The following is a 13,266-nucleotide window of genomic DNA, read 5'->3' on the forward strand; positions in this document are numbered from 1 at the left end:
AAATAAACGCTCTATCAGAGCAGCTCTACATCAAATTATTGCCTTTTGAAAATTTCTACCGCATCAGTATTAAATTTATTTTTTAACCACGCAGTCAATTTCTTCTTTTCGATTGTGTCTAAATCATTTTTACTTTCATAAAGCACCACAGTAATCACTTTTCTATCTTCTTTATTCTCATTAAAAACATGATTTGCTATAGCAATATTGATAATTTCAGGAAACAAAATTTTAGTTTCCCCTAAAATGGCATTGTTATCAAATTTTAAAGAAACGATTTGGCTTTGCAACTTGGCTATAATCAAATCTTTCTCGCTCATGGTTTTGTTATTAAAAGTAATTTCATTTAAAATATCCTGTTTCAAATCAGTTGTATCTTGAATAATATTTAAAACAGTATTATTTAACTCGTAGGTCTTTAGTTTTACGTTAAGTTCTTTTATTTCATCCTTATCGAGTCTTCTTCTTAAAAAAGCAATATCTATTTTTTTTGGATTTGACGTAAATTGTGTTTTTTTATACAATACTGTATATCCTTTATCCAAGAATTCCAATTTTAAAAATAATTCTACTTTTTGCTTGTATTTTTTTTCTTGAAAAAGTTGATAGGCAAAAAAGACACTCGGTACAATCAAGGCTAAAGTCAAAAATGAAATCATATATTTCACTCTCTTTTCCGTCTTTACATCCGTTTGTTTAACAATTGGATATTTTAAATATTTGACAATTATAAAGGTTGCAATACAGATAAAGACACAATTAATGGTGTACAAATACATAGCACCAAAAAAGAATTTAAAATTCCCTAAAGCTAATCCATAACCGGCCGTGCACAACGGTGGCATTAATGCAGTTGCAATAGCCACTCCAGGAATAGGATTTCCCTTCTCTACTCTTGTGATCGCTATCACTCCCACTAATCCTCCAAAGAAAGCGATGAAAATATCGTAAATATTAGGTGACGTCCTGGCTAAAAGTTCGGATTGGGTGTCTTTGAAGGGACTTAAGAAAAAGTAAATAGTAGATACTAATAAACTTACCACCGTAGCGATGAGTAAATTTTTAAGTGATCTTTTGAGCAAATTAAAATCATAAATTCCCAAGCCAAAACCAGCTCCAATAATTGGTCCCATCAAAGGAGAAATAAGCATTGCACCAATAATAACGGCAGTTGAATTTACATTCAAACCTACTGAAGCAACTACAATGGCACAAGCTAAAATCCATAGGTTTGAGCCTCTAAAAGAGATGTTTGATTTCACATTATCCAACACTTTCTTCTTGTTCTCTTCTCCGCTATGTAAGTCAATAAAATTCACTACTTTATTCATTTCAGCCCGTTTATTTCTTAATTGAAAGCGTGTCTAACCTCACCATTTTGCCTTTGCTGTTATCCGCCAAGGCAGCAAGATAACCATTTTTGAACTAATTGAAAACTTTCACTTTCAATATTCTAATTCGTTACACAATACAGTTGTTTGATTCCTAAATTTAAAATAAGTGAAACCAATTCAACCTTAAAATTAGGAAAAAACATTCAAGTAAAACAATCTCCATTTTAACATGATAAAAAACAGCAATAAGGAAAAGCCATTCGTAAAGCATTCACAAATTTAATTTGATAAACGTCTATTATTATGAAATCTATACTTTTATGTTAAAAAAATTAAATTATTGCTAATTAAACGACAAACAAACATTTTTAACACCTATAATACACCTTATTTAACATTTTATTTGGATATTTGAAGTAACTAATCTTAAATAATCCGAAAATGAGAATTAAATTAAAACATTTTTTGAGCGTCTTGTTTGTACTTTTTGTACAATTGATATTTGCTCAAGAAAGTACCCTAACTGGTAAAGTTACCGATATGGGCGGTCTTCCAATTCCTGGAGCTAACATTATTGTTAAAGGAACAACCATTAGCGCGCAAACAAATTTTGATGGTGAGTTTACCATAAATGCGCAAAGAGGGCAAATTTTAGTAGTGAGCTTTGTAGGGATGAAAACTGTAGAAGTTACTGCAACTACCTCAATGCTGATAAAGCTCGGTGATGCTTCAAATCAACTAGAAACAGTTGTTGTAGTTGGGTATGGAACCCAAAGCAAAAAGAAATTGACAGATAATATTGCTCGTGTAACAGCAAAAGACATCCAACAAATTCCAGTATCTAATGTTCAAAATGCCTTAGTTGGTAAATTAGCAGGGGTACAAATTACGCAAACTAATGGTAAAGTAGATGGAGGAATAAACATTCGAGTACGAGGTGCAGCAAGTATTAGTGCAGGTACACAACCCCTTTATGTTTTGGACGGCATTCCTTTGGTGACTACGAATGAATCTAGTAATGGAGCACCAACCAATCCATTGCTCACATTAAGCCCAAACGAAATCGAATCTATTGATGTCCTTAAAGATGCATCATCAGCAGCCATTTATGGCGCTAGAGGAGCAAATGGTGTGGTTTTAATTACTACAAAAAGAGGTAAGGAAGGTAAAGGAACGTTCTCCATCAACCTTTCTCAAGGAGTTAGCCAAGCTACTAATAAAAGAAAATGGCTGAATGCAGATCAGTACATTGAATTGTTTACTGAGGCATCTATCAATGGACTTGGCGATGCTGCTGAGGCTGAAGATACTTTTGAGTTTTTAGCGCAAGGAACAGACTGGAGAAACCGAGAAGTAGATACAGACTGGCAGGATACTGCCTTTCAAGATGGATATAATACCGATGCTGATTTTTCAGTATCTGGAGGAGATGCGAAGACAAGATATTTCTTTTCTGGTGCTTACAACAATACCACTGGTATTATCAATAGTAACGCATTAGAAAGAATAACAGCGAGAAGCAATGTTTCTCACAAAATTTCAGACCGTTTTACAGCTGGTATGAATTTAAGTTTTTCGAGATCCCAAATTGATCGTGTGCAAGATGACAACTCTTTTACAACTCCTTTACAAGCTGTAGCGCAATCTCCGTTATCTCCTGCTCGTTTAGCAGACGGAACTGCTAATCCAAATACCTTATATGCGAATTACTTATTAGCTATTGATAATGCGTTTTGGAAAACACTCATGAGAAGAGTTACTGGTAAAGTATATGGAGAATTTAAAATTCTTCCCTCTTTAAAAGCCAATTCAGATTTCTCTTATGACTTGTTGTCACAAACAGAAGATGCTTGGTCTGGTAGAAATACCCCTTTCATGGCCACTGATGGAGAAGTTTTTGCAACTTCTGTAAATAATGAGACGTATATCTACAGTAACTATTTGACCTTCGATAAAACCTTTGGTGAAAAACACGATATTAATGCGGTAGCTGGTATAGAATTTAATAAATTCAACCGAAGATTTCAAAGTGTTACTAGTATTTACTTTCCAAACGACTCTTTTCAAACCGTTGATGGTGGTGCAGAAGTAAATGCAGGATCTGGAAATGAAACGGATTACACCTTCGTCTCTCAATTCGGCAGACTTACTTACTCATTTGCTGACAAATACATTTTCAAAGCCAGTATCCGTCGTGATGGTTCTTCCCGTTTTGGTAAAAACGAGAGATTTGGTACTTTTCCCGCGTTTTCGGCAGGTTGGATTATTTCGGAAGAGAGCTTCTTAAAAGACAATGCTACGCTAACTTTCTTAAAACTAAAAGGAAGCTGGGGAAAATTAGGAAATGCTGAATTGGGTAATTTTGCTTCACGCCAATTGTTTGGATCAAATCCTTACAACCTGAAATCAGGACTTTCATTCGCTCAAGCTGGAAATGATAATCTTACTTGGGAAAAATCAACTCAAATTGATTTTGGTGTTGAATTTGGTTTGTTAAACAGAATCAGCGTTGAAGCGGATTATTACAGAAAAAATACAAATGGATTACTTTTTAGTGTTCCCTTATCCATTAGTTCTGGAGCAACTTCAATCAACCAAAACATCGGTGAAGTACAAAGTAGTGGAGTGGAATTTACTTTGAATACAAAGAACATTGACTCTGACAATCTTAAATGGAATACAAGTTTCAATATTACAACTAATGAATCCGAAGTATTGTCTATGCCTAATAACAATAAGGATATCGTAGGAACCTTCACTATTAACCGCGTAGGAGAAAATATTTCATCCTTTTATCTTGTAGAATATGCTGGAGTAGATCCTGCTAATGGAGATGCTTTGTTTGTTAAAAACACACTTAATACAGATGGCTCCCTAGACAAATCAACAACCAACAATTACGCTACAGCTAAAAGAGTAATATCAGGAAATCCTTTTCCTACCTTAATGGCTGGCTTAACCAATACAATCAACTACAAAGGAATTGATTTTTCTTTTACATTCCAGGGAGAATGGGGTGCTAGTATCTATAATTCTGCTGGTATTTATCAATCCGTTGCTGCAGATTATTTTGACAACCAAACAATTGATCAATTGGATCGCTGGCAAAATCCTGGAGATATCACTAATGTTCCCCAAGCCCGATTATATGGTAGTAATGGAACTGGAGCGTCTACCCGATTTTTAGATAAATCTGATTTTGTTCGTCTAAGAAACTTAACATTAGGCTACTCCTTATCAGGTAATGCTATAAAAGAACTTGGGATGACAAGCGTACGTCTCTATGCAACCGGCGTTAACTTGCTTACTTTTACAAACTATTCTGGTTATGATCCTGAAGCAAGAAGAGATGATACAGGTATTGGAGAAGAATTTTATTCTACACCACCTGCGAGAACAATTGCATTGGGAGTGAACATTAATTTTTAAAAATAAAAAAATGAAATCAAATAAATTAATCTTAATTATTCTTTTCGCTACTTTTTTTGCAAGTTGTGATAGTGAATTAGAAATTGATCCAAGACAAAATGAGGATGCAACGGTAACATTAAGTACTGAATCCGGCATTATGAATATCTTAACAGGTGCCTATGCTACAGCTGCAGATGGTGATGTTTATGGCGGTCGAATTTTGACTTCAGCAGATTTATTAGCGCAGACTGGAATCACTGCAACAACCGACTTTAGATGGAGAGGAACTTTTGCAGAATGCAGACAAATGTATTCCAAAACAATGTTAGTTAACAATGGTTTTGTTCAGCAAATTTACACTAGAAATTACCAAATCATTAATGCTGCCAATACCGTTATAGAGAACATAGATAAAGTACAGGATCCTGCTAAACGAGCAACCATGGTTGCTGAAGCAACTTTTTTGAAATCGTTAGCTTATTTTGATCTGGTTCGTTTTTACGCAAAACCTTATGAAGCAGGCCAAGCCAATAGTCAACTAGGTGTTGTCATCAGACCAAACGCCATCTATGATTTTACTACTGATTTAGCAAAAGAAAGAAGCACTGTAAGTGAAGTTTACGCACTAATCATTACAGGCTTAAACCTTGCTTATAATGATCTTCCAGAAGAAAATAGTTTTTATGCTGACAAGTATGCTGCCAAAGCTTTATTGGCCAGAGTGTATTTACAACAAGGAAATTATCCTGCTGCTAGAGATGCTGCTCATGAGGTAATTGAAAATAGTGGTCGTACGCTATCCACTAAATATGCCAATGCTTTCAATCATGATGTCAATCAAAGTGAGGATATTTTTGCAATCCAAATCACAAAACAAACGGGAGAAAATGAAGTAACTAATTTATATGCTTCTGAAAATAATGGTGGTCGTGGTGGTGATATCGAAATTAGATCTAATTATCTGAATAAATTTACTGATCCTGCTGATGAAAGACGTAATTTCAATTACATCAATCCAGACAACGGAAGACGATTGACTTCAAAGTATACAAACCAGTTTGGCGACGTGCAATTAATGCGTCTCGCAGAGATGTACTTGATTAGAGCTGAGGCAAATTTTAGAGAAGGCACGTTCCTTGGCAACACGCCATTGACGGATATCAATTTACTTAGAACACGTGCAAACGCTGCAAATTTCTTAACCGTGAACTTAGCTTCTATCTTAAGAGAACGCGAGTTGGAATTAGCAATGGAAGGATTTGCAATTCATGATTTAAAAAGAACAAAACGTTCCATTGATGTATTTGCTGATGGTTCAAAATTAATTCCTTACAATGACAATACTTTAGTATTTCCAATTCCTTTAAGAGAAATGGATACCAATAGTAAAATTACTCAAAATCCTGGTTACGGAAGTTAATACAGTTTAGGCCTATTAGGATTAAAACACAATTCTTCTGGCTTAACTTCCAGAAATCATGAAAATTAAAAAGCCCGAAATCATTTTTAGATTTCGGGCTTTTATGTTTAACAGCTCTTAAAATTATTCGATTGGCACACTAAGTTCGGACGTAATAGCCTCTAATACTTCAAAAGCAGTTTCAGCCATTTTATTTCCTTTAGTATCTAACAGCGGATTTATTTCCACAAATTCGATACAAACGACCTTTTTGGTTTGAATAATTTGATTAATCATTGCAATAATTTCGTACTGATCGAATCCTTTAGGAACTGGCGTTCCTGTCCCGTATGAAATCATATCGCAATCCATGGAATCCACATCAAAAGAGATATATAAAACTTCACAATGCGCGACTTTAATCAATGCCTCCGAAACACATTTTTGTAATCCTCTAAACCGTACTTCGTCGACTCTATAATTTTTGATATGCAGTTTTTCAATTTGCTTATCCTCTTCTTCCTCAGTATCACGAACACCAAAATAGATTAGATTTTCAGCCAAAACTTTAGGTCCTTTGTACCCTATATTTTTCATGTCCTCCCAATGTTGCTGCGTTTCTGGAGCCACATCATTATTCTGACAACTCAAATTATCATCAGCAAGAGCCGCAGACAAAGGCATTCCATGAATATTTCCAGAAGGCGAAGTATAAGGCGAATGCAAATCAGCATGAGCATCAATCCAAAACACACCGATATTTTGCTCTGGATATGCTGCTTTGATTCCGCTTAAAGTTCCTAATGCCGAGGAATGATCTCCTGATAAAACTATTGGAAAGTAATTCCCTTCTAAGTTTTTCTTTACTGCATTGCAAACTCTGGTGCATTGCTCTACAACATGCTCAATTCTTTTAGCGGAGGAGCTCCTATTTTTATCGTAAATCGATTCGTTGTGTGTCCTTACATCTTCAAACTCAAATTGATTAAAATAATCGCTGTCTTGATTGATTGCTGCAATTTCGATAGCATCAATCCCTAAATCGGATCCTCGTGTACCAGCACCTATATCCGATCTATTTTTTATTAATTTTATCGTTTTTCCCATAATCTATAAATTATCTAAAATCGTTTAAGGCTCTTTCGATAATAGCCAAACATTCCTGTATCTGCGATTCAGTAATCACTAAAGGTGGGGCAAATCGAATTTTATTTCCGTGAGTTGGCTTAGCCAATAGACCATAATCTCTAAATTTCATGCAAATATCCCAAGCTAAATCGGATTCCTCACCACTATTGATCACAATAGCATTTAATAATCCTTTACCACGAACCAATGTGATTATAGGATTTCTCGAAGCAATCTCGTTAAGTCCAGTTCTTAAAACTTCCCCTAAGTGGGCGGCATTTTGTGCTAAATTTTCTTCTTTTACCACTTCAAGTGCAGCAATAGCAACTGCGGCTGCAACGGGATTTCCTCCAAAGGTGGAACCGTGTTGTCCTGGTTTAATTACATTCATAATGTGATCATTAGCTAAAACTGCTGAAACCGGATACACACCACCTGAAATGGCTTTTCCTAAAATAAGAATATCTGGTTTTACTTCTGGTCTTGCTTCACAACCTTTTTTACAATCACAATTCCCACAAGTTGCTAATAACCTTCCAGTACGAGCAATTCCGGTTTGTACTTCATCGGCAATAAATAATACATTATGTTGTTCACAAAGCGCTTTAGCTTTAGCTAAGTATCCTTCGGCAGGAACATAAACTCCCGCTTCTCCTTGAATTGGTTCTACTAAAAATCCTGCGATATTTTTGGAAGATTGCAGTACGTTCTCCAAAGCCTCAACATCATCATAAGGTATTTTGATAAATCCAGCAGTAAAAGGGCCAAAGTTTTTACGGGCACTTTCATCATTTGAAAAGGAAATAATGGTTGTTGTTCTTCCGTGAAAATTATTTTCACATACAATGATTTGCGCTTGATTTTCAGAAATTCCTTTTACCTCATACGCCCATTTTCTGCATAATTTCAATGCCGTTTCCACTGCTTCTGCACCCGTGTTCATTGGCAATACCTTATCAAAATTAAAGTACTTAGTTACATATTCTTCAAACGGTCCTAATTGATCGTTATGAAAAGCACGAGAAGTCAACGTTAGTGTTTGTGCTTGTTTTACCATAGCACCTACAATTTTTGGATGACAATGTCCTTGATTCACAGCAGAGTATGCCGATAAAAAATCATAATATTTTTTCCCGTCCACATCCCAGACATGAACCCCTTCACCTCGCTCTAAAACTACTGGTAAAGGATGGTAATTATGAGCTCCATATTGATTCTCTTTTGCTATCAACGCTTCCGATTTTGAAGAAAGGTTTTGTTCTGTATGTGTCATGATGTTTTTATTTTAAAATAGTAATGCACAAAACTACTACTTTTTTTTAATTTAGCAATAAAAATAAATGTTTTGACTTTTAAAAAGATATTATTTGAAAATATTTCTTTAATTTACATTAAAATAAGTCATTATTTTAAACAAGCATTTCGATTTACAACTATTTTCGAAATAAATAAAATTAAGTACATTTATACTTCTACAAAACCTTCATCATTAATAGTAACAATAACATGGATATATTAGACGAATTCGATATCAAAATCATCAAAGAACTAGAAAAAGATGGAAGAATGGCCTATTCAGCCATTGCGACTCATTTAAAAATATCAAATACCATGGTGCACCAACGGATCAATAGATTAACTGAACAAGGAATTATTACTGGTATAAAACCAGTAATCAATGAAAAAAAAGTGGGCTATGATTGGGGTTCTTTCACCGGAATCACCTTAAATAAGGATCAAGATTCAAATCGAATTATTGAGGAATTGAAAAAAATTCCAGAAATAACAGAATGTTATTATATCACGGGCTCATTTACTCTTTATGTAAAAATCATTGCCAAAGACCACGAACACATGCGCAGTGTGCTTTATGAAAAAATAGACACTATTCCTGGCATTGCCAAAACCGATTCCATAATTGAATTGGGTTGCGCTTTTAAAAGAAATGTATCGTTATAGCAAAGAATCTATTTAACTTTCGATTAAACAAATAAAATACTGATGAAAAAACATTTACATTCTTTTCTATCGCTTAAAGTTCGAATTAGCTTATTTGCTTTTTTGTGCAGCTTCACCATTCAGGCACAAAATACAAAAGGAAAACTATTCATCATTGGAGGCGGACACCGATCAGATGCGCTTATGACACAATTAATCAGCATTTCTGAGTTGAAGAAAAAAGATTATGTGGTTGTTTTGCCCATGTCAAGTGAAGAACCGGATAGTGCCTACATTTATTTTAAGGAACAATTTCAAAAACTGACATCAAATCCAATTATCATGCTGAATTTTGATGCAACATCAACCAATAATAAAGTGCTGAACGATTCTTTACAAAACGCAAAACTAATTTTCATTAGTGGAGGAGATCAAACTCGTTTTATGGATGTGGTCAAAAATACGCCAACATATACCGCCATTCACCGAGCTTATGAAAATGGAAGTACAATAGCGGGAACCAGCGCTGGAGCTGCGGTTATGTGCGAGCACATGATTACGGGCAACCAAAAATTAGAACCTAAATACTCCGCTACTTTTGATAACATCAGGCACGGAAATCTAGAAACTTCCTTAGGTTTAGGTCTAATCAAAAACGTAATTATCGACCAGCATTTTCTAAAAAGGAGCCGATACAATCGCTTACTTACTGCTTTAGTTGAATTTCCAGAACACATAGGAATTGGTATTGATGAAAGCACTGCGCTAATTGTTCGTAATAAAGAAATCGAAATTGCTGGCGATAGCGAAGTAATTGTGTTCAAAAAACCGAAAGGAATAACCAAGTCCAAAAAGGCCAATTTGGTCAGCATCAAACGCCTAGAAATGGCTGTTTATATTCAAGGTCAAAAATTTAAAATCCGATAAAATGAAATATTTCAAGAATCATTTACCATTACTTGTTTTAGTTTTTTGTTTTAGTATTCCAATGTTTTCACAAAACGCAAGTACTAAAGAAGTAGCGAGACTTAAAAATCGGTCTCAACAAGTGACCATTATTAGAGATAATTGGGGAATTGCTCATGTGTACGGTAAAACTGATGCCGATGCTGTTTTTGGAATGTTATACGCGCAATGTGAAGATGATTTCAAACGCGTAGAAATGAATTACATCGAAAAACTTGGACGCCTTTCCGAAATTAAAGGACAAGCTGTTCTGTATAATGACTTAGAAATTAAACTTTTAATTGATACCGAAGAAGCCAAAGCCGATTATATACAAGCCGCTCCTTGGTTGAAAAAATTATTAAATAGTTATGCTGATGGCATTAACTTTTACCTAAACAATCATCCCGAAGTAAAACCCGCTTTATTGACTCATTTTGAACCATGGTTTCCGCTTCTTTGGACGGATGGTAGTATTGGTGCCATTAGTACCGCTAATCTTACAACTGGAGAATTAAAAGCATTTTATTCTGGAAATACAGATAAAGTCGCTTATATCGAACGTGAAAAAGACGTACAAACCGGATCAAACGGATTTGCAATTGCACCTTCAAAAACAGCTTCGGGAAATGCTATTTTATACATTAATCCGCATACTACTTTTTATTTCAGACCAGAAATCCAGATGAGCAGCGAAGAAGGATTAAACGCTTATGGAGCTGTAACGTGGGGACAATTCTTTATTTACCAAGGATTTAATGAAAATTGTGGCTGGATGCACACCTCATCAAATGTAGATGTAGCCGATATGTACGCAGAAAAAATCACAACTAAAAACAACAAACTGTTTTACGAATACGATAAAAAATTGTTACCCGTAATCGAAAAATGGATCACTATCAAATATCTAGAAAACGGAAAACTAATTCCAAAAACATTCAAAACTTATGCTACCAATAACGGTACAATTATGGCCAAAAGAGATGGGAAATGGATTAGCTTAAAATCAAATAACCGCTCCATGAAAAGTCTAGAACAAAGTTGGGTGCGTACCAAAGCGAAAAGTTTTGAAGACTACAAAAAGGCAATGGATTTAAAAGCCAATACATCTAACAACACCGTTTATGCTGACAAAGAGGGAAACATTGCCTACTGGCATGGCAATTTTATTCCCATTCGCGATAAAAATTTAAACTGGTCAAAAGTGATGGACGGCACGACAACAGCAACACAATGGAAGGGACTCCATGACGTTTCAGAAACCGTTCATTCTTATAATCCTATAAACGGCTGGTTACAAAACTGCAACTCTACCCCTTACACTGCAGCTGGAGACCATAGTCCAAAAAAAGAAAATTATCTTCCTTATATGGCGCCTGACGGAGAAAGCTTTAGAGGATTAAATGCGGTGCGATTATTAAGCAAAGGAACTAAATATACATTAGATAAAGTAATTGCTGACGGATACGATACTAAACTAACGGCATTCGAAGTTCTAATCCCCTCGTTAATCTCCAGTTTTGAAAAAAATATTAGTACAGAAGATGCACTATATAATGAATTAATTGAACCGATCAGCCAGTTAAAAAATTGGGATTATTATGCCAAAGAAAATTCTGTTGCAACCACATTAGCCATTGAATGGGGTTATAAATTGGATAAGATTATTCAAAAAGTATACATTGACGAAGGTGAAATGGACCAAGTAGAAAATACCCGTAATTTTGCAAAAAATGCACTTCCTGAACAATTGATTCCTCAACTAAAAATGGTTGTCGACGAATTGAAAATAAAATTTGGAAGCTGGCAGATTCCTTGGGGAGAAATGAATCGGTTCCAGAGAAGTTCGGGAGAAATTAATCTGATTTATAATGATGCTTTAGAAAGCCTACCCATTGCTTATGGCCCTGCAATTTGGGGGAGCTTACCTGCTTATAAAAGTTCCTACCAAGACACCAAAAAACGCTATGGATTTAACGGCAATAGTTTTGTATGCGCGGTAGAATTTGGACCAAAAGTAAAAGCCAAATCATTACTTGCAGGCGGAAATAGCGGTGATCCAAAATCAAAACATTTTTACGACCAAGCAGATCGGTATCGAAAAGGACAATTCAAAGAAGTATTGTTTTATAAAGACGAGGTACAAAAAAATGCCGAGCGAAGCTATCATCCTGGCGAATAAACATTCTGTTCTTCACTATAAGAATTCAAAATACAGTGATAAGATAAAAAAATTAAAGTCTTACTTTCATAACTGCTTAATTAAGAAATTTGTATCATTAAAAATAACAATTATGAAAAATACTCTTTTTATTCTTTTAGGATTATTATTGTTCTCCAATGGTGCATTTGCCCAACTTAAAGCAGTAAAATATACGGATGGAAATCAAAAATTAAATGGATTGTCAGTTGCTCCAAAGAAAGGAAACAAAACGAACCCTGGTATTCTAATTCTTCCCGCCTGGAAAGGGATCGATACGCATGCAAAAGAATCCGCAGCAAAGCTTTCTAAAATGGGATATTATGCCTTCGTCGCTGATATTTATGGTGAAGGAAATTATCCAACAACTACACAGGAAGCAGGAAAACAAGCTGGTTTTTACAAAAACAATGTTGCTGATTATCACAGACGCATCCAACTCGCTTTAGACCAATTAGTAAAAGCAGGAGCTAATCCTAATAACATTGTTGTAATAGGATATTGCTTTGGAGGAACAGGCGTGCTTGAAGCAGCGAGAGCTGGAATGAAAATCCAAGGAGTAGTTTCTTTTCATGGCGGTTTAGGACGTGATGCTTCCCGCATTAACAATCCAATAACTGCAAAGGTTTTAGTTTTACATGGTGCCGATGACACCTACGTTCCAGCTACAGAAGTTGCTGCTTTTCAACAAGAAATGCGTGATACAAAAGCAGATTGGGAAATGATTTATTATGCTAATTCTGTTCATGCCTTTACAGATCCAGAAGCAGGAAACGATAATTCCAAAGGCGCTGCTTACAATGAACAGGCCGCTAAACGATCATGGGAACGCATGAATTCCTTCTTAAAAGAAGTTTTGAAATAATTTAACGCAGATTTTTTTTCAAAAACAGTATAAGTTGTAGATTTTT

9 protein-coding genes are annotated in these 13,266 nt (G+C 35.2%); 6 read left to right on the forward strand and 3 right to left on the reverse strand.

Features of this window, described 5'->3' with window-relative positions; genetic code table 11:
* Window positions 1-35: 35 nt before the first annotated feature.
* Entirely contained in the window at window positions 36-1,331 is a 1,296-nt protein-coding gene (locus IWX83_RS06745; protein ID WP_196828542.1) for a TIGR00341 family protein, read from the reverse strand.
* Window positions 1,332-1,775: 444 nt separating this feature from the next.
* Here IWX83_RS06745 and IWX83_RS06750 point away from each other — a divergent pair, with 444 nt between their 5' ends.
* Window positions 1,776-4,763 (forward strand): TonB-dependent receptor, encoded by a 2,988-nt coding sequence (locus IWX83_RS06750; protein WP_196828544.1) that lies wholly within the window; start codon window positions 1,776-1,778, stop codon window positions 4,761-4,763.
* A 10-nt stretch (window positions 4,764-4,773) separates the two neighbouring features.
* Window positions 4,774-6,165 (forward strand): RagB/SusD family nutrient uptake outer membrane protein, encoded by a 1,392-nt coding sequence (locus tag IWX83_RS06755; protein WP_196828545.1) that lies wholly within the window; start codon window positions 4,774-4,776, stop codon window positions 6,163-6,165.
* 123 nt (window positions 6,166-6,288) lie between these two features.
* Here IWX83_RS06755 and IWX83_RS06760 read toward each other — a convergent pair whose 3' ends face one another.
* On the reverse strand, window positions 6,289-7,251 hold the full coding sequence (locus IWX83_RS06760) for an arginase (protein WP_196828547.1): 963 nt from the start codon (window positions 7,249-7,251) through the stop codon (window positions 6,289-6,291).
* Window positions 7,252-7,261: 10 nt separating this feature from the next.
* Entirely contained in the window at window positions 7,262-8,545 is a 1,284-nt protein-coding gene (rocD, locus tag IWX83_RS06765) for an ornithine--oxo-acid transaminase (protein WP_196828549.1), read from the reverse strand.
* Between the two features lie 233 nt (window positions 8,546-8,778).
* On the opposite strand from rocD, the gene IWX83_RS06770 reads away from it, so the two are divergent.
* The 4 genes from IWX83_RS06770 (at window position 8,779) to IWX83_RS06785 (ending at window position 13,220) form a co-directional block, all read left to right on the forward strand.
* Window positions 8,779-9,231, forward strand: a complete 453-nt coding sequence (locus tag IWX83_RS06770) for an Lrp/AsnC family transcriptional regulator (RefSeq protein WP_091257761.1) — start codon at window positions 8,779-8,781, stop codon at window positions 9,229-9,231.
* A gap of 42 nt (window positions 9,232-9,273) precedes the next feature.
* Complete coding sequence (locus tag IWX83_RS06775; protein WP_196828551.1) at window positions 9,274-10,137, forward strand: cyanophycinase; 864 nt, start codon at window positions 9,274-9,276, stop codon at window positions 10,135-10,137.
* Window position 10,138: 1 nt separating this feature from the next.
* Window positions 10,139-12,337 carry a penicillin acylase family protein gene (locus tag IWX83_RS06780; protein WP_196828553.1) on the forward strand — a complete coding sequence of 733 codons (2,199 nt, stop codon included), beginning with the start codon at window positions 10,139-10,141 and terminating at the stop codon, window positions 12,335-12,337.
* Between the two features lie 112 nt (window positions 12,338-12,449).
* The gene (locus IWX83_RS06785) at window positions 12,450-13,220 is read left to right on the forward strand and encodes a dienelactone hydrolase family protein (RefSeq protein ID WP_196828555.1); all 771 of its coding nucleotides are present in this window, start codon (window positions 12,450-12,452) and stop codon (window positions 13,218-13,220) included.
* Window positions 13,221-13,266: the final 46 nt, after the last annotated feature.

The organism is Flavobacterium sp. CG_9.1, assembly GCF_015751645.1.
Taxonomy (GTDB): domain Bacteria; phylum Bacteroidota; class Bacteroidia; order Flavobacteriales; family Flavobacteriaceae; genus Flavobacterium; species Flavobacterium xanthum.

Excerpts from the sequence above, each read along its gene's own strand:
- IWX83_RS06745 (WP_196828542.1), bottom strand. The coding sequence starts at position 1,331 with ATGAATAAAGTAGTGAATTTTATTGACTTACATAGCGGAGAAGAGAAC.
- IWX83_RS06750 (WP_196828544.1), top strand. The coding sequence starts at position 1,776 with ATGAGAATTAAATTAAAACATTTTTTGAGCGTCTTGTTTGTACTTTTT.
- IWX83_RS06755 (WP_196828545.1), top strand. The coding sequence starts at position 4,774 with ATGAAATCAAATAAATTAATCTTAATTATTCTTTTCGCTACTTTTTTT.
- IWX83_RS06760 (WP_196828547.1), bottom strand. The coding sequence starts at position 7,251 with ATGGGAAAAACGATAAAATTAATAAAAAATAGATCGGATATAGGTGCT.
- rocD (WP_196828549.1), bottom strand. The coding sequence starts at position 8,545 with ATGACACATACAGAACAAAACCTTTCTTCAAAATCGGAAGCGTTGATA.
- IWX83_RS06770 (WP_091257761.1), top strand. The coding sequence starts at position 8,779 with ATGGATATATTAGACGAATTCGATATCAAAATCATCAAAGAACTAGAA.
- IWX83_RS06775 (WP_196828551.1), top strand. The coding sequence starts at position 9,274 with ATGAAAAAACATTTACATTCTTTTCTATCGCTTAAAGTTCGAATTAGC.
- IWX83_RS06780 (WP_196828553.1), top strand. The coding sequence starts at position 10,139 with ATGAAATATTTCAAGAATCATTTACCATTACTTGTTTTAGTTTTTTGT.
- IWX83_RS06785 (WP_196828555.1), top strand. The coding sequence starts at position 12,450 with ATGAAAAATACTCTTTTTATTCTTTTAGGATTATTATTGTTCTCCAAT.